This window comes from Pseudomonas sp. HLG18 (assembly GCF_051903985.1).
Taxonomy (GTDB): Bacteria; Pseudomonadota; Gammaproteobacteria; order Pseudomonadales; family Pseudomonadaceae; genus Aquipseudomonas; species Aquipseudomonas fluorescens_BT.
On the sequence record NZ_CP195831.1, the window covers coordinates 2,219,798 to 2,243,963 of the forward strand.

At 59.4% G+C, this 24,166-nt stretch carries 23 protein-coding genes; 9 read left to right on the forward strand and 14 right to left on the reverse strand.

Annotated features, from left to right (window positions below; translation table 11 throughout):
- Window positions 1-13: 13 nt before the first annotated feature.
- The 3 genes from ACSPX5_RS10110 to ACSPX5_RS10120 all read right to left on the reverse strand — a co-directional run bounded on the left by ACSPX5_RS10110 (window position 14) and on the right by ACSPX5_RS10120 (window position 4,216).
- Entirely contained in the window at window positions 14-1,639 is a 1,626-nt protein-coding gene (locus tag ACSPX5_RS10110; protein WP_169430526.1) for a methyl-accepting chemotaxis protein, read from the reverse strand.
- Window positions 1,640-1,860: 221 nt separating this feature from the next.
- Window positions 1,861-3,000, reverse strand: coding sequence for a glycerate kinase (locus ACSPX5_RS10115; protein ID WP_323160521.1), 1,140 nt, complete (start codon window positions 2,998-3,000; stop codon window positions 1,861-1,863).
- Window positions 3,001-3,091: 91 nt separating this feature from the next.
- Window positions 3,092-4,216, reverse strand: coding sequence for a sugar diacid recognition domain-containing protein (locus ACSPX5_RS10120; protein ID WP_323160522.1), 1,125 nt, complete (start codon window positions 4,214-4,216; stop codon window positions 3,092-3,094).
- A 171-nt stretch (window positions 4,217-4,387) separates the two neighbouring features.
- Here ACSPX5_RS10120 and ACSPX5_RS10125 point away from each other — a divergent pair, with 171 nt between their 5' ends.
- Window positions 4,388-5,698: an MFS transporter gene (locus ACSPX5_RS10125; RefSeq protein ID WP_323160523.1), complete on the forward strand. Its 1,311-nt coding sequence runs from the start codon at window positions 4,388-4,390 to the stop codon at window positions 5,696-5,698.
- Between the two features lie 63 nt (window positions 5,699-5,761).
- Here the strand turns inward: ACSPX5_RS10125 and ACSPX5_RS10130 are convergent, their stop codons facing one another.
- From ACSPX5_RS10130 to ACSPX5_RS10140, 3 genes are all read right to left on the reverse strand, one after another.
- The gene (locus ACSPX5_RS10130) at window positions 5,762-6,133 is read right to left on the reverse strand and encodes a DUF6124 family protein (protein WP_323160524.1); all 372 of its coding nucleotides are present in this window, start codon (window positions 6,131-6,133) and stop codon (window positions 5,762-5,764) included.
- 351 nt (window positions 6,134-6,484) lie between these two features.
- Complete coding sequence (locus tag ACSPX5_RS10135) at window positions 6,485-6,850, reverse strand: hypothetical protein (RefSeq protein ID WP_323160525.1); 366 nt, start codon at window positions 6,848-6,850, stop codon at window positions 6,485-6,487.
- A complete protein-coding gene (locus ACSPX5_RS10140) occupies window positions 6,847-7,551 on the reverse strand; it encodes an SDR family oxidoreductase (protein ID WP_169430532.1) in 705 nt (234 codons plus the stop codon). Before ACSPX5_RS10140 ends, ACSPX5_RS10135 begins: the two co-directional genes overlap by 4 nt.
- A gap of 99 nt (window positions 7,552-7,650) precedes the next feature.
- On the opposite strand from ACSPX5_RS10140, the gene ACSPX5_RS10145 reads away from it, so the two are divergent.
- The 3 genes from ACSPX5_RS10145 to rarD all read left to right on the forward strand — a co-directional run bounded on the left by ACSPX5_RS10145 (window position 7,651) and on the right by rarD (window position 10,830).
- Entirely contained in the window at window positions 7,651-8,550 is a 900-nt protein-coding gene (locus tag ACSPX5_RS10145) for a LysR family transcriptional regulator (protein ID WP_439821603.1), read from the forward strand.
- Between the two features lie 69 nt (window positions 8,551-8,619).
- Window positions 8,620-9,633, forward strand: coding sequence for an aldo/keto reductase (locus tag ACSPX5_RS10150; RefSeq protein WP_207865759.1), 1,014 nt, complete (start codon window positions 8,620-8,622; stop codon window positions 9,631-9,633).
- Window positions 9,634-9,948: 315 nt separating this feature from the next.
- Window positions 9,949-10,830 carry an EamA family transporter RarD gene (rarD, locus tag ACSPX5_RS10155; RefSeq protein ID WP_439821604.1) on the forward strand — a complete coding sequence of 294 codons (882 nt, stop codon included), beginning with the start codon at window positions 9,949-9,951 and terminating at the stop codon, window positions 10,828-10,830.
- Window positions 10,831-10,957: 127 nt separating this feature from the next.
- On the opposite strand, the gene hppD is transcribed toward rarD, so the two are convergent.
- Both hppD and ACSPX5_RS10165 read right to left on the reverse strand, forming a co-directional pair.
- On the reverse strand, window positions 10,958-12,034 hold the full coding sequence (hppD, locus tag ACSPX5_RS10160) for a 4-hydroxyphenylpyruvate dioxygenase (protein WP_007958955.1): 1,077 nt from the start codon (window positions 12,032-12,034) through the stop codon (window positions 10,958-10,960).
- 246 nt (window positions 12,035-12,280) lie between these two features.
- Complete coding sequence (locus ACSPX5_RS10165; RefSeq protein ID WP_439821605.1) at window positions 12,281-13,228, reverse strand: DMT family transporter; 948 nt, start codon at window positions 13,226-13,228, stop codon at window positions 12,281-12,283.
- A gap of 77 nt (window positions 13,229-13,305) precedes the next feature.
- On the opposite strand from ACSPX5_RS10165, the gene ACSPX5_RS10170 reads away from it, so the two are divergent.
- From ACSPX5_RS10170 to ACSPX5_RS10180, 3 genes are all read left to right on the forward strand, one after another.
- Entirely contained in the window at window positions 13,306-14,178 is an 873-nt protein-coding gene (locus ACSPX5_RS10170; RefSeq protein WP_169430537.1) for a LysR family transcriptional regulator, read from the forward strand.
- Between the two features lie 115 nt (window positions 14,179-14,293).
- Complete coding sequence (locus ACSPX5_RS10175; protein WP_439821606.1) at window positions 14,294-15,829, forward strand: EAL domain-containing protein; 1,536 nt, start codon at window positions 14,294-14,296, stop codon at window positions 15,827-15,829.
- Between the two features lie 235 nt (window positions 15,830-16,064).
- Entirely contained in the window at window positions 16,065-16,430 is a 366-nt protein-coding gene (locus tag ACSPX5_RS10180; protein ID WP_169430538.1) for a histone-like nucleoid-structuring protein, MvaT/MvaU family, read from the forward strand.
- A gap of 209 nt (window positions 16,431-16,639) precedes the next feature.
- Here the strand turns inward: ACSPX5_RS10180 and ACSPX5_RS10185 are convergent, their stop codons facing one another.
- Complete coding sequence (locus ACSPX5_RS10185; RefSeq protein WP_169430539.1) at window positions 16,640-17,158, reverse strand: DUF4946 domain-containing protein; 519 nt, start codon at window positions 17,156-17,158, stop codon at window positions 16,640-16,642.
- Window positions 17,159-17,300: 142 nt separating this feature from the next.
- On the opposite strand from ACSPX5_RS10185, the gene gloA reads away from it, so the two are divergent.
- A complete protein-coding gene (gene gloA, locus ACSPX5_RS10190; RefSeq protein ID WP_439821607.1) occupies window positions 17,301-17,822 on the forward strand; it encodes a lactoylglutathione lyase in 522 nt (173 codons plus the stop codon).
- An 80-nt stretch (window positions 17,823-17,902) separates the two neighbouring features.
- Here the strand turns inward: gloA and ahpF are convergent, their stop codons facing one another.
- The 3 genes from ahpF to ACSPX5_RS10205 form a co-directional block, all read right to left on the reverse strand.
- Entirely contained in the window at window positions 17,903-19,465 is a 1,563-nt protein-coding gene (ahpF, locus tag ACSPX5_RS10195; RefSeq protein ID WP_169430541.1) for an alkyl hydroperoxide reductase subunit F, read from the reverse strand.
- A gap of 128 nt (window positions 19,466-19,593) precedes the next feature.
- On the reverse strand, window positions 19,594-20,157 hold the full coding sequence (gene ahpC, locus ACSPX5_RS10200) for an alkyl hydroperoxide reductase subunit C (protein WP_007958941.1): 564 nt from the start codon (window positions 20,155-20,157) through the stop codon (window positions 19,594-19,596).
- Window positions 20,158-20,293: 136 nt separating this feature from the next.
- Window positions 20,294-21,232, reverse strand: a complete 939-nt coding sequence (locus tag ACSPX5_RS10205) for a site-specific integrase (RefSeq protein WP_439821608.1) — start codon at window positions 21,230-21,232, stop codon at window positions 20,294-20,296.
- A gap of 177 nt (window positions 21,233-21,409) precedes the next feature.
- On the opposite strand from ACSPX5_RS10205, the gene ACSPX5_RS10210 reads away from it, so the two are divergent.
- Window positions 21,410-22,414, forward strand: a complete 1,005-nt coding sequence (locus ACSPX5_RS10210; protein WP_439821609.1) for a DNA-binding protein — start codon at window positions 21,410-21,412, stop codon at window positions 22,412-22,414.
- Here the strand turns inward: ACSPX5_RS10210 and gorA are convergent.
- Window positions 22,411-23,769: a glutathione-disulfide reductase gene (gorA, locus tag ACSPX5_RS10215; protein WP_439821610.1), complete on the reverse strand. Its 1,359-nt coding sequence runs from the start codon at window positions 23,767-23,769 to the stop codon at window positions 22,411-22,413. The genes ACSPX5_RS10210 and gorA overlap by 4 nt on opposite strands.
- Window positions 23,770-23,874: 105 nt before the next feature.
- The gene (locus tag ACSPX5_RS10220) at window positions 23,875-24,147 is read right to left on the reverse strand and encodes a hypothetical protein (protein WP_439821611.1); all 273 of its coding nucleotides are present in this window, start codon (window positions 24,145-24,147) and stop codon (window positions 23,875-23,877) included.
- Window positions 24,148-24,166 lie beyond the last annotated feature (19 nt).

Genomic DNA, 24,166 nt, shown 5'->3' on the forward strand with positions numbered 1-24,166 from the left:
CCTACACCCTAGGTCAAATCACAAACCGCGCCACCATCGCATTCAAATCCACCGCCAGGCGCGACAGTTCGTGGGTCGCGGCGCTGGTCTGGTTGGCCCCGGCGGCCGATTGCGTGGCCAGGTCGCGGATGTTGACCAGGTTGCGGTCGACCTCGCGGGACACCTGCGCCTGCTCTTCCGAAGCGCTGGCGATCACCAGGTTGCGCTCGTTGATCTGGTGAATCGATTGGGTGATCTGCTCCAGCGCGACGCCGGCAGCGCGGGCCATTTCCAGGGTGGTCTGGGTGCGTTGGTTGCTCTGCTGCATCGACTCGACCGCTTCGCCGGTGCCGTTCTGGATGCCGGCGACCATTTTTTCGATTTCCTGGGTCGATTGCGCGGTGCGATGGGCCAGGGCGCGAACCTCGTCCGCTACCACGGCGAAACCACGCCCGGCTTCACCGGCCCGGGCCGCTTCGATGGCAGCGTTGAGTGCCAGCAGGTTGGTCTGTTCGGCGATGGCGCGGATCACGTCCAGCACCTTGCCGATGTCGCGACCCTGAGCGGCCAGGCCTTCGATCATCTGCGCGGTGTTTTGTACGTCGTGGGTCATGGTCTGGATCGCATCAACGGTTTTCACCACCTGATCGCGACCTTCGCGGGCGGCGTGGGTCGACTGGTTCGAGGCTTCGGAGGTCGACACCGCGTTGCGTGCCACCTCTTCCACCGCGGCGGTCATTTCGTTGACGGCGGTGGCGGCCTGTTCGATTTCGTTGTTCTGCTGTTGCAGGCCACGGGAGGCTTCTTCGGTCACGGCGTTGAGTTCTTCGGCGGCGGCGCCCAGTTGCGTGGCGGAGCCGGCAATCTGCTCGATGGTCTTGCGCAGGTTGGCCTGCATGGCAGACAGGGCTTCGAGCAGACGCGCCGGTTCGTCCTTGCCGTCGATTTCGATGACTTTGGTCAGGTTGCCGCCGGCGATGGTCTGTGCCGCAGCGACGGCGCGGTTCAGCGGGGTGACGATGCTGCGAGTCAGCAGCCAGGCCAGCAATACCGTGGCCACTGCTGCGATGACGGCCACGATGACGATGCCGGTAATGGCACCGTCGTAATGCTCACCGGCCTGAATAGAAGCGTCTTTAGCACCAGCGGCATTGATCGCAATGAGTTTGTTGAGCTGCTCTCCCATCTGGTCCGTGCCGTCCTTGATCTTCGTGTTGATCAGGGCGCGCATCTCTTCGAGCTTGTCCTGACGCGACAAATCCATCATTTGGTTCTGGGCTTGCAGATAGTTGTCCAGCGTCGTCGCGAAGGCCTGATATTGCGCACGCTCTTCACTCTCAGCGGGCAACGCGGCGTAAGCGGCCTGGGCGCTGCGCACTTTGTCCACCAGCACGCCGATGCGAGTCTGTGCTTCCTGCAGGCCTGCAGCTTCACGGTTGACCAGAACCCGGAACGATAGAATCCGCAGACGCAATACGTTCTCCGTCATCACACCAAGATAAGTGACGCTGGGCAACTGATTGGTCTGCATCTCGACGGACGCCTGACGGATGATCGACATGCGGTTGACGGCGAACACGCCGAGCACGATCACCAGCAGGGCAATAAAGGCAAAACCGAGGAAGGCACGGGGCGCGATATTCAGATTACGCAAGGACATAGGAGGACTCTCGGATAGTTGAAACTACTAGCGTCCATGCCCTTTCACTGGCCCTTGTGCGGGCTTCAGTCCGGCGTCACTGTTTCAGGAAGTCTTGTGCGCGCCTGATCTCTGTATCGGCCAGGCTTGAGGGATTTTGCAGGTAAAGAGCAAATATTTTTCTAATTATTGCGAGTGTTTCGCTATTGAAACACCCGACGTTTTAGATGATGGGTGACAGGTCAGCCCGCAGTTGCCACACGCCATACGCGAGCAATGTCTGTGGCACGTTCGCGCAGCAGGCGTGGCGCCTCGGCGCAGGCTTGTTCCAGCGTCATCGGGCCGCTGGTGACGGCGAATGCTGCGTCGATACCGTGCTCGTAGAGTGCCTGATAACCCTCGCCCAGCGTGCCGGCAATGACAATCACCGGCACGCCGTGCTGCTTGGCGATCCGCGCGACGCCGAACGGGGTTTTGCCGCGCAGGGTCTGGGCATCGAAGCGTCCTTCGCCGGTGATGACCAGATGTGCGCCCTTCACGGCCTCGGCCAGTCCGACCAGTTCCGCGACGACTTCGACACCGGCCTGGAACCGTGCGCCGAGAAATGCCTTGGCAGCAAAGCCCAATCCACCCGCGGCACCGCTGCCCGGCTCATCGCGAACATCCTTGCCCAGCACTTGCGCGCAGAGTTCGGCGAAGTGGCCGAGGGCCTGATCCAGTTGTTGTACTTGCGCAGGGGATGCGCCCTTCTGCGGGCCGAAAATCGCCGAGGCGCCGTGAGGGCCACACAGCGGGTTGTTGACGTCGGCGGCGATGTCGAAACGCACTTGCGCCAGACGCGGGTCGAATTCGCTCAAGTCCAGTCGTGCAAGTTGCGCCAGCGCCAGACCGCCCGGCACCAGCGATTGCCCTTGAGCATCCAGCAATTTCACGCCCAACGCCTGCATCGCGCCGGCGCCGCCGTCATTGGTGGCGCTGCCGCCGATGGCCAGAATGACCCGCTGTGCGCCGGCATCCAGCGCTGCACGGATCAGTTCACCGGTGCCGAACGTGCTGCTGATGCAGGCATCGCGCTGCCCCGGCGGCACCAGTTGCAAGCCGCTGGCCTCGGCCATTTCAATGATTGCGGTGTGGTTGTGCGGCAGCCAGCCCCACGCCGCATCGACCGCCGCGCCCAACGGGCCGCGCACGCGGGTACGGCGCAGTTCGCCTTCACACGCAGCGAGAATCGACTCCACCGTGCCTTCGCCACCGTCGGCCATCGGGCACTTGACCAGCGTCGCCTGCGGCCAGACCTGCGCCAGGCCCAGCGCAATGGCTTCTGCAACGCCTTGGGCACTCAGGCTGTCCTTGAACGAATCGGGGGCGATGACGATTTTCATGCGAATTCTCCAGTTCCAATGCCCCTCATGCTGCCAGTCGCCTCGCACGTTGACGCCTGTCCGCTGCACAAGTCGTGCAGGCGTTTATTGTTCATTTCGACAAATCGTCGGTCTGTGGCAGCAATTGCACACCCAGATACAACGCCAGCATCCCGTCCAGTTTCAACGGATCGACCCCGCTCAACTCGGCGATCCGCTCCATCCGGTAACGCAGGCTGTTGCGGTGAATCCCCAACGCATCGGCGCAGGCCTGACTCTGCCCGTCGTGATCGCACCAACTGCGCAGGGTCGCGAGCAACTGGCCGTTGCTGTCCTTGGCGATCACCTTGCGCAATGGTTTGAGCAATTCGTCCAGCGCATCATCGTTGCGATGGCGCCAGAGCATCACCGGCAGGCGATAGCGGTTGAGGGTCAGCAGTCGAGAATGCGGCAACACTTCGCGGCCATAGGCGAGCAGATCGCCGACCCGTCGATAGCAACGACGCAACCCGGCCAGTCCATCGGCCTGCCCGCCGACCGCAATGCGCAGGATGTTCCAGCCCAGGCCATCGAGTTTTTCCAGCAAGCGATCATGCTCGACGTTCTGACTCGCCGGCCGACACCACAGCAGCGACGACTTGGCCGAACTCACGCACCAACTGTCAGGATAACGCGACATCAGCCAGGCACTCAGCGCCTCGACGGTTTGCCCCGGCCCGTGCTCCAGTCCTAGCTCAAACAGGTACGGCACCCGCGTCAGTTGCGGTTTGAGGCCCAGTTGCTGGGCCTCGTCGACCAGCCTTGGCGAATCCCCCGCCTCGCTCAGCAGCAGCGCCAGCAAGTCATCGCAACGCTGCCGCCGCCATTGCTGCTCGGATTGCTGGTTGCGCTGGCCGACCAGCATTTCAGCCGTCATGCGCACCAGTTCGGCGTAAGTGCGCAGTTGCTCCGGTTCGCCGGTGATGCCGAGCACACCGATCAAGCGCTGATCGAGCAACAGCGGCAGATTGATCCCCGGCTGCACGCCTTTGAGATGCACCGCCGTCTGCGCGTCGATCTCCACCACTCGCCCGTTGGCCAGCACCAATTGCGCACCTTCGTGACGGGTGTTGATGCGCTCCGGCTCGCCGCTGCCGAGGATCAGTCCCTGGCTGTCCATGACGTTGACGTTGTACGGCAAAATGGCCATGGCCCGGTCGACGATGTCCTGGGCGAGGTCGTGATCGAGTTCGAACATAAAGGCTGAAATCCTTGAAAACAGGCGCGGACGGTTGTTCACCCGCACAGGGTCTGCCGGCAAACCCTGTGCTCAGGCACAAAGACAATCCGGCCAAAGGTGACCGAGACTCTCAGGGCGATCAACGTTACCCTTTGCATCGCAAAAAATCATAATAAAGAGAGAGCCGCCATGTCGCAGAGCGCCGCTGCCGCCCAGACCATCGCTGACGATAAAAATGCCGTCTACAAACGCATCACGCTGCGTTTGATCCCCTTCATCTTCATCTGCTACCTGTTCAACTACCTCGACCGGGTCAACGTTGGATTTGCCAAACTGCAGATGCTCGACGCGCTGAAATTCAGCGAAACCGTGTACGGCCTCGGGGCCGGTATCTTCTTCATCGGTTACGTGCTGTGCGGCGTACCGAGTAACCTGGCGCTGACCAAGTTCGGCCCACGGCGCTGGATCGCGCTGATGATGATCACCTGGGGCACGCTGTCGACTTGCCTGCTGTTTGTCACCACACCGACCGAGTTCTACACCCTGCGCCTGTTCACCGGTGCCGCCGAAGCCGGGTTCTTCCCGGGCGTTGTGCTCTATCTCTCGCAGTGGTTCCCGACCTTCCGCCGTGGCCGGATCATGGCGCTGTTCATGTCGGCGATCCCGGTGTCCGGCCTGCTGGGCAGCCCGTTTTCCGGCTGGATCCTCAATCACTTCGCTGCGGGCCAGGGCGGTTTGGCCGGTTGGCAGTGGATGTTCCTGCTGCAAGGTATTCCGACCGTGATCCTCGGCGCGCTGGCGTATTTCCTGCTGAGCGACAACTTCGCCAACGCCAAGTGGCTGACCCCGCATGAGCGTTCGGTGCTGGAAGCGGATCAGGCAGAAGACCTGGCGAACAAACCTAAAACCACCTCCGACTCACTGATCGCGGTGTTCAAGAACCCAGCCATCTGGGCCTTCGGCCTGATCTACTTCTGCATCCAGAGCGGCGTGTACGCGATCAACTTCTGGCTGCCGTCGATCATCAAGAACCTCGGCTTCAGCGACAACCTGGTGATTGGCTGGTTGAGTGCGATTCCGTATCTGCTGGCGGCGGTATTCATGCTGGTGGTGGGTCGTTCGGCGGACTTGCGTAAAGAGCGTCGCTGGCATTTGGTGGTGCCAATGTTGATGGGGGCGATTGGTCTGCTGATCGCGGTGAACTTCGCGGCGAATCCGGCGATTGCGATTCTCGGTCTGACCATTGCGACCATGGGCGCGTTGACCGGTTTGCCGATGTTCTGGCCCGTGCCGACGGCGATGCTGAGTGCAGGCGCTGCGGCGGGTGGGTTGGCGTTGATCAATTCGATGGGGCAGATGGCGGGGTTCCTGAGCCCCTACCTTGTGGGTTGGGTCAAGGACAGCACCGGGTCGACGGATGCGGCGTTGTACCTGCTGGCGGGTGTGATTGTTGGCGGGAGTCTGCTGGCGTTGCGGATGACGCGGACGTTGCGGGCCTGATTATTGGCAGGTACACAAAAACGGCCCGATTCGGGCCGTTTTTTATTGTTGCTCTTTGATCGGTCAGGGCTGGGCTTCAGCCGCCGTGTCCAGATTATCCAGCACCCGATTTACCGCCAGTTCCGCCAGCATGATCAGTTGCCCAATGCCCAGCAGCACATGCCGCTGCGGCGCATCGAGCATTCCGGCGAAATCGCTGGCCATGGTTTTGGCCGAGGTCAGGGTTTCGCAGGCGTCGGCCAGTAGCTCTTCACTCGGGATGCCGGGGGCGATGAGGTAGCGGGTGTTGGGTTTGAGCAAAGGTTTTCGGGGGAGCAGCGGATTGAGGTAATGATCGAGGGCGCGTTCGGCGGCTTCGTGGAATTTCTTTGAATCGAGGGTTTCGTAGGGCGAGGTGGTGTCGGCTTCGGGTGGGTTGGGTGTTGGTTTGATCATGGTGAAACTCCTAAGGCGCTTATTGGAGCCACCACACTCGCTACCAAACGATGGTGGTGGCCAGACGCAGGTTGGTAGACCGGGCCTTAGGAGAAACGGCGCACCCGAAGGTGCCCTGCGAATGACCACCATAAAACAGAGACAAAAGACTCTACAAAATGGAGCACTCTGCACTTAAAGACCCGGGCTACCAAACCCGATCGCTGTTCTTTTCAGCGACGGAACAACGATAAAACCCGGCCCATAAGCGCACAAGCCGGCGGATTCTGGCTTAGTCGTAGGCAACGGCGCAAGGTTGTGTAGCCCGGGGTGCGTGTCTGAACGTGTCCTTTAAACGCCACGATTAAACACTCACAAAATCCCCGTTTTTGCATCCAGTTCCAGCACCAGGCCTCCCGGCATCTGCACAAAAATCTGCCAGATTCCGTCCTCCGGCACCTGCGCCACCTGATACGGCAACCCACTGCCCTGCACCCGCTTCAAAACCACCGCCGCGTCTTCATCGGTACGAAACGCGATATGACTCAACGCCGCCTCATCCAGCGCCGCTTGCTCAATCACATGCACCAGCGCCTGCCCATCCTGATACAACCAACGCCCGGGAAACGGAAACGGCGGTCGACGCCCCGGCGTCAATCCCAGCAGTGCGTTGAAAGCATCCTGAATCGGTTGCCCGTCCGGCGCGTTGAACGCCATGTGATCGAAGTGCCAGGTCATAACAATCCACCTCCGTCGACATCGATGATGCTGCCGCTGATAAAGCCGTTTTTCATGACCAGCATAAACGCGGCGGCCAGGTCCTGCGGCGTGCCGACACGGCCCACCGGCAGCGCCGCCGAGGTGCGGGCGAACATCGCGCTGCGCTGGCTTTCATCCATGCCGGCGTAGGCTTCGGTGTCGGTCACGCCGGGGCTGATCACGTTGACCCGGCGTGGCGCCAGCTCCTTCGCCAGTTGTTTGGCCAGAGCGTCCAGCGCGGCATTCAGGGTGGTCTTGATGAATTGCCCTGCGACGAATTTGCGCGACAGCAAACCCGACGTCAGGGTGATGCTGCCCCGCTCGCTCAGGTACGGCAGCGCCGCTTGAATCGCGCGCAAAGTGCCCCAGAATTTCACATCGAACGCCTGCTGCGCCTGGAGCAGATCGCTGTCGGCCAACGGCTTGGCGCTGACGCTCGGCCCGGCGGTCATCACCAGATGATCGAACGCGCCGATGCGTTCGAACAGTTGACGCAGCGAGGCCTCATCGGTGACATCGGCTGACTCGTGGCGGATACCTTCGTGAGTTTCGGACGTTTCAGCACGGCGCCCGACCGAGTAAACACGGGCGCCACGTTCCGCGGCATTCGACGCGACGGCGGCGCCAATGCCGCTGCTGCCGCCGATGACCACAACAGTCTGATTGTCGAATGGTTTCATGGGAGTTCTCCGGTGGGCTTGAGGAGATTGCATCTTCCCCCGTTGCCAATCGCAGAAAAATCCCGGTAAATCGGAAGGATCTTTAAAGGATTTTTACCAATGAGCTCGATTCTGGATCTTGAGATCTTCGTCCGCACCGCCGACTCCGGCAGCATTTCCGCCGCCGCCCGGGCGCTGGAGCTGACGCCAGCCGCCGCCAGCATCGCCTTGAAACGCCTGGAAACCCGCCTCGGCATCCGCCTCTTCGCCCGCTCGACCCGCAGCATGCGCCTGACCGAAGAAGGCCGGCGCTATCTGGAAAGCGTGCGTCTGGCACTGGCCACACTGGCCGAGGGCGAACAAGCGCTGAAGCAGCAGACCGAAGGCCTGAGCGGCGTGCTGCAACTGGCGGCGCCGTCGGACTTCGGGCGCAATGTGCTGTTGCCGTGGCTGGACGATTTCAAGCGCGAGCACCCGCACATTCAGCTGCAATTGCTGCTCAACGACCGACACGCGGACCTGTTTCGCGAGACGGTGGATGTGGCGTTGCGCTTTGGCGTGCCGAGTGATTCGACGCTGGTGGCGTTGCCGATTCTGTCCGAGCATCGTCGCGTGGCCTGTGCCAGCCCTGCGTATCTGGAGCGTCACGGCACACCGCAAAATCCTGCCGAACTAAGCGACCACAGCGCCCTGCTCTATCTGCGCAACGGCCGACCTTACAACACCTGGCGTTTCCATCGCGAAGACGAAACGGTCGAGGTCGAAGTACGCGGCGACTACCTCAGCGACGACGGCGAAGTCGCCCGCCGCTGGGCACTCGCCGGGCACGGCATCGCTTACAAGGCCTGGCTCGACGTGGCCGAAGACGTACGCGCCGGACGACTGGTGACGCTGTTCGATGACTGGCATGGCGAGAGCGTGCCGTTCAATCTGCTGTGCCCGCACCGGGTGCAGGTGTCGGAACGAGTCAAGGTGTTGCAGGCGTTTTTACGCGAGCGCTGCGAGGCGTTGCGCCGATAAATTCACTTTGCCGCGCCGGGCGCTTCTGGTATTTGATGGAAGCTTTCCCACCGACAAAAGGATTTCGGCATGAGCTATCGCACACTGGGTCATTCGGGGTTGCAGGTGTCCACCCTCACCCTCGGCACGATGATGTTCGGCGAGCAGACCAGCGCAGAGGATTCGCTGCGCATCATCGACAAGGCGTGGGATCAGGGCATCAACTTCATCGACACGGCTGACGTCTACACCAACGGCCGCTCGGAAGAGATCGTCGGCGAAGCCATCGCCCGTCATCGTCACGAATGGGTGCTGGCGACCAAGGTCGGATTCGGCCCGGTGGACGGCGTGCCGAATCGCAGCGGCTTGAGCCGCAAGCACATTTTCAATGGTCTGGAAGCCAGCCTGACACGGCTCGGCACCGACTACCTCGACATCTATTACCTGCACCGCGAAGACCACAACACGCCGCTGGAAGTGACGATCTCGGCGATTGGCGATCTGATTCGCCAGGGCAAGATCCGTTATTGGGGCCTGTCGAACTATCGCGGCTGGCGGATCGCCGAGGTGATTCGTGTGGCGGACAAACTGGGTGTCGATCGCCCGGTGATCAGCCAGCCGCTGTACAACATCGTCAACCGTCAGGCCGAAACCGAGCAGATCACCGCCGCCCAGACCTACGGCCTCGGCGTGGTGCCTTACAGCCCGCTGGCCCGTGGCGTGCTCAGCGGCAAATACGCACCGGACGTGACCCCGGACGCCAACAGCCGCGCCGGGCGTCAGGACAAACGGATTCTGGAGACTGAATGGCGCGTGGAGTCGTTGCGCATTGCCCAGCAGATCCAGCACTACACCAAAGAGCGCGGGGTCGGGATTGTCGAGTTTGCGATTGCCTGGGTGCTGAACAACGGCGCGGTGACGTCGGCGATTGTCGGGCCGCGTACGGAAGAACAATGGGATGCGTACACCAAGGCGCAAGCGGTGAAGATCACGGCGCAGGATGAGGCGTTTATCGACTCGCTGGTGACGCCGGGGCATGCATCTACGCCGGGGTTTAATGATGTGAGCCATTTTGTGTCTGGGCGTAAACCGCGTTCGGCGTGAGATCGCTGCCCTCATCGGAACGCCGCCCGCCTATCCCTCTCCCGGGGGAGAGGGAACCGATTGGGGGAAATTGAAGCTACGCTTTTGCCTGAAGCTGTTGTGTTGAATCCGTAATCGACTCGGACTTTCACGTCGCTGAAACTCGTGAGACACCTCGGTCAGTCCCCTCTCCCTCTGGGAGAGGGTTAGGCGGGCGGCGTTCCGATGAGGGGCTTTTGAACTCATGTAGAAAATATTGACCACTCCGACCAATATTCACCACAAAAACCACGTATCCTGCGCGCCCCGTTTGACCATCACCCCCGCGAGGACAGTTTGTCTAAAGGTATCGCTCTTTCGGTAACAGCCTCGACGCTGTTTGCCGTCATGTATTACTACACCTCGTTGCTCACTCCGTTGAGTGGCGTGGAAATTTTCGGTTGGCGGATGCTGCTGACCGTGCCCTGCATGACCGTGTTCATGATGTTGTCCGGCGAATGGCGGCGGGCGCTGGAGCTGCTGCGCCGGATCCCTGCGCTGCCGAAGCTGATCGGTGGCCTGATCCTGTCGTCTGCATTGCTGGGCATGCAGTTGTGGCTGTTCATGTGGGCGCCGCTCAACGGCTACAGCCTCGATGTGTCGCTGGGTTATTTCCTGTTGCCGTTGGCCATGGTGCTGACCGGACGCATCGCTTATGGCGAAAACCTGTCATACCTGCAAAAAGTCGCGGTGTTTTTTGCCAGCCTCGGCGTGTTGAACGAGCTGTATCAGGTCGGCGGGTTTTCCTGGGCGACGCTGGTCGTAGTTGTCGGTTACCCGTTGTATTTCGTGCTGCGCAAATACCTCAAGACCGACAACCTCGGCGGTTTGTGGGTCGACATGACGCTGATGCTGCCGGTGGCGTACTGGTTTGTGCGCGGCGGCGAACAGGGTTTCGGTGTGTTCGATCAGTACCCGGCGCTGGCGTGGCTGATTCCTTTGCTCGGCCTGATCAGTGCGTCGGCGCTGGTGGTGTACATCATTGCCAGCCGCTTGCTGCCGTTCAGCCTGTTTGGTTTGTTGAGTTACGTTGAGCCGGTGTTGCTGCTCGGTGTGGCGCTGTTGCTGGGCGAGAGCATCAAGCCCGGTGAATGGCTGACTTACATCCCGATCTGGCTCGCGGTGGTAGTACTGGTGTTTGAAGGGTTCAAGCATCTGACACGCCAACGCAGGCCTTAAAAGCAGCACAAAACAAATGTGGGAGCGGGCTTGCTCGCGAAGGCGTCGGATCAGTCAACTGAAGTGTTGAATGAACGATTGCTTTCGCGAGCAAGCCCGCTCCCACATTTTTTATCGGTGCAGCTAATTATTCAGTAGCGAGAACGCCACGACGCACCTGGTCACGCTCGATCGATTCGAACAGTGCCTTGAAGTTGCCTTCGCCGAAACCATCATCGCCCTTGCGCTGGATGAATTCGAAGAACACCGGGCCCATCAGGGTTTCCGAGAAGATCTGCAGCAGCAGACGCTTGTCTTCTTTATCCGACGCACCATCGAGCAGGATGCCGCGCGATTGCAACTGATCGACCGGTTCGCCGTGGTTCGGCAGACGGCCTTCGAGCATTTCGTAGTAGGTGTCCGGCGGCGCGGTCATGAAGCGCATGCCGATTTTCTTCAGCTGATCCCAGGTCTTGACCAGATCGTCGGTGAGGAACGCCACATGCTGGATGCCTTCGCCGTTGAACTGCATGAGGAACTCTTCGATCTGCCCGGCGCCCTTCGACGATTCTTCGTTGAGCGGGATGCGGATCATGCCGTCCGGAGCGGTCATCGCTTTCGAGGTCAGGCCGGTGTACTCGCCCTTGATGTCGAAGTAACGGATCTCGCGGAAGTTGAACAGCTTCTCGTAGAAGTTGGCCCAGTAGGCCATGCGACCGCGATACACGTTGTGGGTCAGGTGGTCGATGATTTTCAGGCCGGCACCGACCGGGTTGCGGTCAACGCCTTCGAGGAACACGAAGTCGATGTCATAGATCGAGCTGCCTTCGCCGAAACGGTCGATCAGGTACAGCGGCGCGCCGCCAATGCCCTTGATCGCCGGCAGGTTCAGTTCCATCGGACCGGTTTCGATGTGGATCGGCTGGGCGCCGAGTTCCAGTGCGCGGTTGTAGGCCTTTTGCGAATCCTTGACCCGGAACGCCATGCCGCAAACGGACGGGCCGTGTTCGGCCGCGAAGTACGAAGCAACGCTGTGGGGTTCGTTGTTGAGGATCAGGTTGATCGCGCCCTGGCGATACAGATGCACGTTCTTGGAACGGTGGGTCGCGACCTTGGTGAAGCCCATGATCTCGAAGATCGGCTCCAGGGTGCCAGGCGTCGGCGATGCGAACTCGATGAACTCGAAGCCCATCAGGCCCATTGGGTTTTCGTATAAATCTGCCATGGTTGGCGCCTCATCATTCTTATCAATTAACCAGAGTTATTTGTCAGTAATGCTGAGACCGGTGGGTGGCGCACAGGAGATGCCACGCACACTGCGGGCGAGGAAGTCACCGTAGATCAGTTGAAACCCGAATATCTTCATTGTCGACCCAAGGCTCTTGCGGGCGAGGCTTCTGCTGCCAGAAGACGATTATTATTGTATGCGTAACCCGATTCTACACAGCGTAAATAGGGTTGTCTGCCCTCTCTATAAAATCCGCTTTTTTCGGCCCGGTGCAAGGGGTTTGTTGCACAGGTAAATGCCCGTCAGGATCAGTGCGCCGCCCAGCCCCATGGGGATCGTCACTGGTTCACCCAGCAGGATGGCACCGGCCAGCACGGCAGTCAGCGGGTTGAGCGCGATGAACACGCCAGAGCGAGTTGCACCCAATTTGCGGATACCGTCGTAGTAACCGATGTAGGCCACCGCCGAGCCGAGTACGCCCAGGTAGATCAGGCTCAGCCATTGCGTCGTGCCCAGATTGGCCACCGGTTGCACGCTCACCTCACCGTGAATGGCAGCCAGCACCCAAAGCATCAGCGTACCGAGTACGATCGAAAACGTAACGGTCTGCAACGGGCCGATGCTGTGATTAAGGCTGCGGGAAAAAAGCGAATAAACGCCCCAGCCGATTACGCAGCCGAAAATCAGCAGATCACCCAGCCAGGCGTCTGGCGGCGTAGTCAGCCATTGTGGATCACGGCTGACGATCACCACACCGGCGCCGCCGATACACACCAGAACGCCGATGATTTTGGATCGACTCATTTGCTCCTTGAACAAGAGCCATGACGCCAGACCGATCACCGCCGGATTCAACGCGACGATGAGCGATGCCCGCGACGCATTGATGTATTGCAAGCCGTAAAAGAAGCACAGGTTGTAGAAGAAGATCCCGAAGAAACCCAGCGACACCAGTTGCAGCCATTGCCGGCCGGTGGGTCGCGCAAAAGGAATTCGCGCCAGCCACAGAAATCCGAGCAACGCGACGCTGGCCAGCAGGAATCGAAGGCTGGCCGCAAGGATCGGGCTCAGGCTGCCGGCCAGCATGCGCCCGGCGACCCAGGTCCCGCCCCAGATCATGGTGACCATGGCCAGATTCAGATAGACGGGCATGTCCGAGGTCTCCGGACGGATTGATTCATGACTATTCATAACGCTCTCAACGACTCAACGGGCGGATGCCGTATCATTCGAGTCATTATTGATCATCGTAAAATGAGCTTTTACTCATGACCTTGACCCAGCTCGAAATCTTTTCGCTGGTGGCCGAACTGCGCGGCTTCACCCTCGCGGCCCATCGCCTGGGGATCTCGCAATCGGCGGTATCCCACGCCTTGAAGTCGCTGGAGCAGGAACTGGGTGTCGATTTATTTCGCCGGCATCAATCGCAAGTGGAACTCAGCGACATTGGCGAGCAGTTGCTGTTGCGCGCGCGGGCCATGCTCGGGCTGGCCAACACGTTGCGCCAGGAAGCCGCCGACGCGCGCGGGCTGAAAAGCGGCACCTTGCGCATCGGCTCGTTCGGCCCGACCTCATCGATCAGGTTGCTGCCGCGAATCCTCCGGCATTTCCGCCAGGTGCACCCGGGCATCGAGGTTCACATCGACGAAGGGCCGGACCGCCAGGTGCTCCAGTGGCTTGATGCACGACGGATCGATATCGGTTTCGTGGTGTTGCCGGAAGAACGCTTCGATACGTTCGCCCTGATGGAAGATCGGATGGTCGCCCTGCTCCCGCTCGACCATCCTCTGGCCACGCAGGCGGCACTGAGCCTGAACGATCTGTGCAGCGACCCGTTCGTACTCACCGAAGCCGGCTCTTCGGAACTGGTATCGCGACTGTTCAACGCGGCAAGGCTGAGCCCGAATATCCGCTACCGGTGCTCGCAACTGCTGAGCACCCTCGATACCGTGAGCCGGGGCGACGCCATCACGATCGTTGCCGAAGGTTCCCTCCCGGACGAGCCGGATCCGCGCTATGTGAAGAAGCCATTGTCACCGGCCGTGCAACGACACATCGGTCTGGCCGTACTCGATAAACGCCAGGCTTCACCCGCGACCCTGGCATTCATCAAATTGGCAACAACGCTGGATTACCGCTGAGCGGCACGAGTTCCAACGGCCAACTATCATGGGCACAGCCCCATCGCTTTCCGGAAGGTGCACCCTTGCCCCGCCTGCAGTCGAGAGCCCCACACCATCGCAACAGGATGCGCCCATGCCTCTGACCGTCAGGCCCCGCCGCAAACGCAGTACCCGAATCATCGTGACACTGTTGTGCGGCTTGCTGCCGCTCATCATCGGCACCGTCATTCTTCATATACAGGCCGAACGAACGCTGGAGCAGAGTTCCCGACAAACCGCCGAGGAAGCTTTGCGCCAGTTTGATCTGATGCTCGACAATACCGCCCAGTCCGCCCGGGAGTTGCTGCCGCTGGCTGGCCAGCCCTGCGAGAACGTCAAACTGGCACTGCGCGAACAGGTCACCCGCCGCCCGTTCGTGCGCTCGACCAATCTGGTGTGGGACAACAACCTCTATTGCAGTTCGTTGTTCGGTGATTTCAAGGAAGCCGTCAATCCGGGGGACTACACCCAAGGCAAGTTATGGCTCATGAACGGCAACCCGGTTACGCCGGATACGGCGCTGCTGGTGTATCGACTGAACGATGGCCGGGGCGGCGCCCTCACGACGCTGGACGGCTATCACTTGAGCAATATCCTGCGCCTGATCGGCCGGCAGACATTGTTATTGCTGCAGGTCGGCAACAACTGGCTTTCAGCCGACGGCAAGGTGCATCAAGGCGCCCTTCCCGAGTTGCCGGTGGCCCAGAGTACGTTGAACTCTCCACACTATGCCTACACGGTGAGCGCCGGTTTCCCTGAGAATGAAATCTGGAACTACATGAGCGACGAATATCCGCCGCTGTTCAGTCTGTTGATTTTCTTCGGGGCGGTATCCGGAGCAATCGGTTATGTCGTGCAGAACCGCGCAACATCCCCCAGTCACGAAATGCTGCGCGCGCTGGAGGCCGGAGAGTTCATTCCCTACTTTCAACCGGTGGTCTATGGCGACAGCAAACGCTGGTCGGGCTGCGAAGTACTGATGCGCTGGAATCATCCCAGAGAAGGCCTGGTACGTCCGGACCTGTTCATACCGTTTGCCGAACATTCCGGGCTGATCGTGCCGATGACCCGTTCATTGATGCAGCAGACCGCTGTCGTGCTCGGGCCGCTGTCTTCTTCCTTCGAAGCCCCCTTCCACATCGGAATCAACATTACAGCCAGCCACTGCCACGATCTTGAATTGGTGGAAGACTGTCGGGAGTTCCTGGCGGCATTCGCGCCCGATAGTGTCAGCCTGGTACTTGAGTTGACGGAGCGGGAACTGATCGAGCCCACCGACATCACCCATCAACTGTTTGAGCAACTGCGCGCCATGGGCGTAAAGATCGCCATCGACGACTTCGGCACCGGTCATTCGAGCCTGGGTTACCTGAGAACACTCAATGTCGACTTCCTCAAGATCGACCAGACGTTCGTCGCCATGATCGATAAAGATGCCCTGTCACGACACATTCTGGACAGCATCATCGAGCTATGCGCCAAACTGGATCTGGGAACTGTGGCCGAGGGTGTAGAGACACAAGCCCAGTGCGATTACCTGGCGGCGCATCACGTCAACTTTCTGCAAGGCTACCTGTTCGGCAAGCCCGTTTCTGCCATAGACTTCATTGACGCATTAACTCACCATTAACTTGGCCTGATAAATCCGGGCTTGCCGACAGCGCGCACGAAATTGATTCAAGACATCGCCGTTTTTTACATAAAGAAAAAGTCAGGATTTACTCTCGTCGCATTAACTACTACAATTTTTCTTACCTGTTGCAAGACTGGCAGGTGAGCCACTATCACCGAGTCGCTTCAAGGCTCTTGGCTTATAGCTTTGTTTGCGGTTGGTATCAGCCAAACACACTATTGGAGTAAAGATATTGTCCAGACTCGCTGAATTTCGTGCAGCTGAAAAGGCCCTTCAGGAACAGCTCAAGCAGCTGGAATCGCTGAAGAACGATGCCGGGCTCAAGAAAGAAATCGAATTCGAAGAAAAGCTCCAGGGGCTGATGAAAACCTACGGCAAAGGCCTGAAAGACATCATCGCCATCCTCGATCCGAATCCGGCAAAATCCGGCCTGCAACAGGCCTCGGCACCTAAAACCCGCCGCGCTCGCGTGGTCAAGGTCTATCAGAACCCGCACACCGGCGAGCTGATCGAGACCAAGGGTGGCAACCATCGCGGCCTGAAGGCCTGGAAGGAACAATACGGTGCAGCCACCGTTGATTCCTGGTTGCGCGGTTAATCCCTGGCAAACATAAAAGCCCTGCAAATGCAGGGCTTTTTTTTGGACAATATTTAACAAATGCAACATTTTCTTGTTGAAAAAGTTGGGAGCAAAATCTCCGTCGCACGCTGAAACTATGCTTCCGGATGTTGCGCACCTGCCAGGCGAACAACTTTGTATTTAATTACTTTCGGTATCTGGAAACCCGTTGGCCAGCGAACAGCCGATTAAAATTTCAGGCTGTTTCTTGCGCTCGCAATTTCATCCGCGCTGGCCTTGTAAACGTCGGCTTGCCCGGCATACGAAAGTACATACGCCTTGTCCGCCTCTACTGCGGCGACCAGTGTTTGCGACAACACATGACGTCCGTTCTCGGTGACAGTACAAGTGGTTTCAAGCGCTGCCAATGAACCCAGCGTACTGGGATGAACCTTGTTGCAGACACTCTGGTAGCCCCCTTGGAAAAAGTCCTTCTGCACCGACTTGCGCATCTCCAGCAACACGCCTTGCAGATTGACCTGATGACCTGTCTCCACACGCGTCATCGTCAACTCCATCACCATCACCTGATTACCATCGGCGTCGGTCTTCGCCGCCCGCTGACGGGTAACTTCCGGCGTTGTGTCGGGCAACGCTTCAACTTGCCAGCCGGACGGCCAGGTAATGCTCGGAGCGTCGGCCAGGGCTGCAATGGCAACGAGGGACAAGCCGAAGAAAACGAACAGCGATTTGAACGGTCGGATCATTACCAGAGGCACTCGCAGATTGAACCATAAAGTCTGAGGCTCGCCCGCTCGCAGGGCAAGCCCGCGCTTTCGGTTTGGCGATGCCGCAACGCATGCGTATCATTGCGCCCATTCACTCGCCCCAATTTGTTACGGAGGGCTCATGAGCCTGCAAGAACTGAACACCTTCCCTGGCGTGACCGCCACCCCGGACAGCGCAACCCGCAACTTTGTGTTCAACCACACCATGCTGCGCGTCAAGGACATTACCAAGTCGCTGGACTTCTACACCCGTGTACTGGGCTTCTCGCTGGTAGAGAAGCGTGATTTCCCGGAAGCGGAATTCAGCCTGTACTTCCTCGCATTGGTCGACAAGTCGCAGATCCCGACCGATGCCGCTGCGCGTACCGAGTGGATGAAGTCGATCCCCGGCATCCTGGAACTGACCCACAACCACGGCACCGAAAGCGATGCCGATTTCGCCTACCACAATGGCAACACTGACCCGCGCGGTTTCGGCCACATCTGCATTTCGGTCCCGGACATCGTCGCGGCTTGTGCACGCTTTGAAGAACTGGGCTGCGACTTCCAGAAGCGCCTGACCGATGGCCGCATGAAAAGCCTGGCGTTCATCAAGGATCCGGATGGTTACTGGGTCGAGATCATCCAGCCAGCGCCGCTGTAAAGCTGAACCTGGGTAGAAAGCACCGCGCAACGAAAAAACCCCATCATCGCTGATGGGGTTTTTCTTTTTCAGGCCCGGGATTACGCCGGAGCCGAAGTGCGGATCAGGTGATCGAAAGCGCTGAGGGAAGCCTTGGCGCCCTCGCCCACCGCAATCACGATCTGCTTGTACGGCACGGTGGTCACGTCACCGGCGGCAAAGATGCCGGGGATCGAGGTTTCACCGCGGTTGTCGACGATGATCTCGCCGCGCGGCGACAGCTCGATGGTGCCTTTGAGCCAGTCGGTATTGGGCAGCAAACCGATCTGCACGAAGATCCCTTCCAGCTCGACCGAGCGCAGTTCGTCAGTATTGCGATCCTTGTAGCGCAGACCGTTGACCTTCTGGCCATCGCCAGTGACTTCAGTGGTCAACGCACTGGTGATCACGGTGACGTTCGGCAGGCTGTGCAGCTTGCGTTGCAACACAGCGTCGGCACGCAGTTGTACATCGAACTCGAGCAAGGTGACGTGGGACACGATGCCAGCCAGATCGATGGCCGCTTCGACGCCGGAGTTACCGCCGCCAATCACCGCCACACGCTTGCCTTTGAACAGCGGACCGTCGCAGTGCGGGCAGTACGCCACGCCTTTGTTGCGGTATTCCTGCTCGCCCGGCACGTTCATTTCACGCCACCGCGCACCTGTCGCCAGAATCACGCTCTTGGCCTTGAGGGTCGCGCCGCTGGCGAAGTGGACTTCATGCAGCTCGCCATGCTTGCCCGGGATCAGCTTGTCGGCGCGCTGCAGATTCATGATGTCGACGTCGTACTGCTTGACGTGCTCTTCCAGCGCGGTCGCCAGTTTCGGGCCTTCGGTTTCCTGCACGGAAATGAAGTTCTCGATGGCCATGGTGTCCAGCACCTGACCGCCGAAGCGCTCGGCCGCAACACCGGTGCGAATGCCTTTACGTGCGGCATAGATCGCTGCCGACGCACCGGCCGGGCCACCGCCGACCACCAGCACATCAAAGGCTTGCTTGGCGCTGATTTTCTCGGCCTGACGCTCGATGGCGCCGGTATCGAGTTTGGCGAGGATTTCTTCCAGGCCCATGCGGCCCTGGCCGAAGTTTTCGCCATTCAGGTAAATGCTTGGCACGGCCATGATCTTGCGATCATTGACTTCGTCCTGGAACAGCGCGCCGTCGATGGCGACGTGGCGGATGTTCGGGTTCAGCACGGCCATCAGGTTCAGCGCCTGAACCACGTCCGGGCAGTTCTGGCAGGACAGCGAGAAGTAAGTCTCGAAGTTGAACTCACCCTTGAGCGAGCGGATCTGCTCGATCACTTCGACACTGGCCTTCGAAGGGTGGCCGCCGACTTGCAGCAGGGCCAGCACCAGCGAAGTGAATTCATGGCCCATCGGGATGCCGGCGAAACGCAGGCTGATGTCGGCACCGGGACGGTTGATCGAGAACGACGGTTTGCGTGCATCGTCGCCGCTGTCAATCAAAGTAATCTGATGCGAAAGACTGGCAACGTCTTTCAGCAGGTCGAGCATTTCACGGGATTTCGCACCGTCGTCGAGTGAAGCAACGATCTCGATCGGCTGGGTGACCCGTTCCAGGTACGATTTCAACTGGGCTTTAAGATTGGCGTCCAACATACGGGCGATCTCCTGACTTTATTTGAGGCGAAAAAAAGCCCGAGCGAATCTCGCCCGGGCTTTTCTATTGGGCGGTGCAGCTTACTTAGGTAGGTGCGGAGTTCCGCCCTGCATTGCGTGTCACAGACTTAGATCTTGCCGACCAGGTCCAGGGACGGAGCCAGAGTGGCCTCGCCTTCTTTCCACTTGGCTGGGCAAACTTCGCCTGGGTGTGCAGCAACGTACTGAGCAGCCTTGATCTTGCGCAGCAGCTCGGAAGCGTCACGGCCAACGCCGCCATCGTTCAGTTCAACGATTTTGATCTGGCCTTCAGGGTTGATCACGAAGGTGCCACGATCCGCCAGACCAGCTTCTTCGATCAGCACGTCGAAGTTGCGGGAGATCACCTGAGTCGGGTCGCCGATCATGGTGTACTGGATTTTGCCGATGGCTGGCGAAGTGTTGTGCCAGGCAGCATGGGCAAAGTGGGTGTCGGTCGAAACGCTGTAGATCTCTACGCCCAGTTTCTGGAAGGCAGCGTAGTTGTCAGCCAGGTCTTCCAGCTCGGTTGGGCAAACGAAGGTGAAGTCGGCCGGGTAGAAGAACACTACGGACCATTTGCCTTTCAGGTCAGCGTCCGAGACTTGTACGAAGTCGCCGTTTTTGAACGCGGTAGCTTTGAACGGTTTTACTTGGCTGTTGATGATAGGCATTGATGACTCTCCGTCAGGGTTGTGAATTCGATGGGTGAATCCTACCCACTCACTCGACGGATGGCTCATTGGCAAACCTGATGCTGCTGATTTGTTTTCGCTATTAGCTGAGGTTATTAATAGAAGAAAACGATATCTATGGCGACAGCGGCTTATCCGTAACCCGGGCCATCCCGTGAAAAGGGCTCGCTTCAACATAGCGCATGGCGGACTTCATATCCTTCCAGCCGACGTAACTCATCAGCGATTTGAGGTCCCAGCCACTTTGATGCGCCCACGTTGCAAAGCCGCGCCGCAGTGAGTGGCTGCTATAGCGTTCGGCAGAGATCCCCGCGCGCTCCAGGGCCTGACGCAACAACGGAATCACACTGTTGGCGTGCAAGCCCTCCTCGCTCAGATTGCCCCAGCGGTCGACGGCGCGAAACACCGGGCCCCGCACCAATGCTGCTTCGGTGATCCAGTCGATGTAGGCCTGCACCGGGCACAGCTTCAGCAATGCAGGCGCCTGATAGGTCTGACCGAGATTCTCCCGATCGCCCTTGCTGCGCGGCAAGTACAGGGTGATGCCGCTACCGGCGTGGGCCTGGACATGCTCGATTTGCACCCGGCACAACTCATCACTGCGAAAGCCGCGCCAGAAGCCCAGAAGAATCAACGCTCGATCCCGACAGGCTCTGAGTAGCAACGGCCGGTCCTGATTTTCTCGCGCCTCTTTCATTTCCTGCTCTAGCCAGGCAACGGTCTGCTCAAGATCCTGCAGTTGTAACGGCTCGGCCTGTTTTTCCCGCGCGGGATGCAGCGCGCGGATGCCCTTGAACACTTTGCGCACCACCGGCGACTTGGTGGGATCAGCGAACCCCTGACTGTTATGCCACTGCGCGAGTGCCGACAAACGCAGCTTCAGCGTATTGACCGACAGCACACCCGCGTGAGCCACCAGGTAGCGCGCGACGCTGTCAGCCGTCGCGGGCAGAAACCCTCCCCATACCGTTTCAAAGTGCTCGACGGCCGCACGATAGCTGCGGCGGGTGTTGTCACGGGTGGCGGCTTGCAGATAGCGATCGATATCGCTCATGGGCTGATTTCTCGCAGATGTACTGATTTGAAGATTGAAAAGCGGATTCTGGCGCTTCACACGGGGTAATACCAGTATATCCCGCCCGTTCATCTTGAAACATTTAACTTTATTTTCGGCGTGGTACACTGCGTACTTTGGTGGCATGTACCACAGTACGTAATCGTAGGAGCACATATGGCCCGTGGCGGCGTTAACAAAGCAGTAGTCCAGATCGCGCGCGCAGCGATCCTCGCCCGTGGCGAACACCCCAGCATCGACGCAGTACGCATCGAGCTGGGCAATACGGGTTCCAAAACCACGATTCATCGTTATCTGAAGGAGCTGGATGACGGCAGCGAACCGGCCGATCCGTCGGCAGAACCTGTCGATGACGAACTCCTCGCCCTCGTCACGCGCTTGGCGCAACGCCTGAAAGAACAGGCACAGGAGCCGATTGACCAGGCTCGCGAGCAGTACGAGCAACAGCGTCAGGCACTGGAGGACGAGCTGAATCAGCTTCGTCAGGATCATGCGCAACTGGAGAAGAAGCACGACATTCAGGCTGCCGCGCTGGCCAAAGAATCCGAAGCGCTGAGCGATACCCGCTCGATGCTGCAGACCGAGCAGACCCGCAATGCAGGACTGAATCAGGCGCTGGCAGATTTTGAATTGCGCCTGCAGGACAAGGACGAGCAGATCCGCTCGCTGGAAGAAAAACACCTGCACGCCCGCGATGCGCTTGAGCACTACCGCAACGCCATCAAGGAACAGCGCGAGCAGGAGCAAAGCCGTCACGAAACTCAGGTTCAGCAGTTGCAGATGGAGTTGCGCCAGGCGCAGCAAAGCGCACTTGTACGTCAGGACGAGATCACCCAGCTGCACCGCGACAACGAACGCCTGCTGACCGAGAATCGCGGCACCGTGCGCGAACTGAGCCTGATGCAGGATCAGCTCAAGCACAGCAATCAGCGTCAGGATCAATTGCTGGAGCAAGCGACGCGTGTCGACAGCGAGCGCACCCTCCTCCAGGAACGCCTGCGCGTGGCGCTGCTGGAGAGCCAGACGCTCAAGCAGAGCGTCGACGAGCAGTCGCAGCTCAATCAGTCATTGGAAAAGGAATTGACCAAGGTGCAAGACAGCCTGCGCCTGGCTACCACCATTGCGGCAGCGCCAGACGCAGCAGAACCGAAAAAGACTTAAATGCCGACCGGCGTACGCATCGTGACAAACTCTTCGGCCGCCGTCGGGTGCACCCCGATGGTGTCGTCGAAGTCACGCTTGGTGGCGCCAGCCTTCAACGCAATTGCCAGCCCCTGCACGATCTCGCCGGCATCCGGACCAACCATGTGACAGCCCAGCACCTTGTCAGATTTGCCATCGACCACCAGCTTCATCAGTGTGCGCTCCTGGCAGTCCGTCAGGGTCAGCTTCATCGGGCGGAAACGGCTTTCGTAGATCACCACGTCGTGACCCGCTTCCCGGGCCTCTTCTTCGGTCAGGCCGACGGTGCCGATATTCGGCAGACTGAACACTGCCGTCGGGATCATCTTGTAGTCCACCGGGCGGTATTGCTCAGGCTTGAACAGACGCCGCGCCACCGCCATGCCTTCAGCCAGCGCCACCGGCGTCAACTGCACACGACCGATGACATCGCCCAACGCCAGAATTGATGGCTCAGTGGTCTGATATTGTTCATCGACCTTGATGAAGCCTTTGTCGTCGAGCTGCACATCAGTGTTTTCCAGCCCCAGGTTGTCCAGCATCGGACGTCGGCCGGTGGCGTAGAACACGCAATCGGCCTCCAGCACGCGACCATCCCTGAGGGTCGCTTTCAGGCTGCCATCCGCCTGCTTGTCGATCCGCTCGATATCGGCATTGAACTGCAGATCCATGCCGCGCTTGGTCAGCTCTTCCTTGAGATGGTTACGTACCGAACCGTCAAAACCGCGCAGGAACAGATCGCCGCGATACAGCAACGTCGTGTTGGCGCCCAGACCATGGAAGATTCCGGCAAATTCGACGGCGATGTAACCGCCACCGACGACCAGTACACGCTTGGGCAGCTCTTTGAGGAAGAACGCCTGGTTCGAGCTGATCGCATGCTCATGCCCCGGAATCTCGGGGATCTGCGGCCAGCCACCGGTGGCGATCAGAATATTCTTCGCGGTGTATCGCTCGCCATTGACCTCGACTTCGTGCGGACCAACGATTTTCGCGTGAGCCTCATGCAGGGTCACGCCGCTGTTGACCAGCAGATTGCGATAAATGCCGTTCAGGCGAGTGATCTCGCGATCCTTGTTGGCAATCAGCGTGGCCCAATCGAAATCCGCCTCGCCCAGATTCCAGCCAAAACCCGAGGACTGTTCGAAGTCTTCGGCAAAATGGGCGCCGTACACCAACAGTTTTTTCGGTACGCAACCGACGTTGACGCAGGTACCGCCCAGATAACGGCTCTCGGCCACCGCCACTTTCGCACCGAACCCGGCAGCAAAACGCGCAGCCCGCACACCGCCGGAACCGGCACCAATCACATAAAGGTCAAAATCGTAGGCCATTTCTATCTCCTCGGCAGGCGATCAGCATACCCGCAGACGCTTATTGAGCAAGTCTCTACTGCACGGGGACGGGCAATACCGGGAGGTTCTACCGTTAGCATTTGATTAATGGCTTTCTGCCGGTTGAATTTTTGGCAGCCGCAACGTATGCCAGGCGATCAGAATCGCTACGAGCGCCAGGCCGAAAGCGAGCCACGATGCCAATGCAATTCCGCCCTCAAATGCACTTCCCGCCTGCTGCATCAACTGTTGCGCTTGATCCCCCGCCAACCCCGTCGCCACATGATGAGCGCCAGCCAGCGTTTCACTTGCCAGCATCGTCTGAACATCGCTCAAAAACGCTGGAAGCTGCAGGTCTGCTCGGTAGTGAGCTGTCAAACGCTCTCCTTCGCACCTC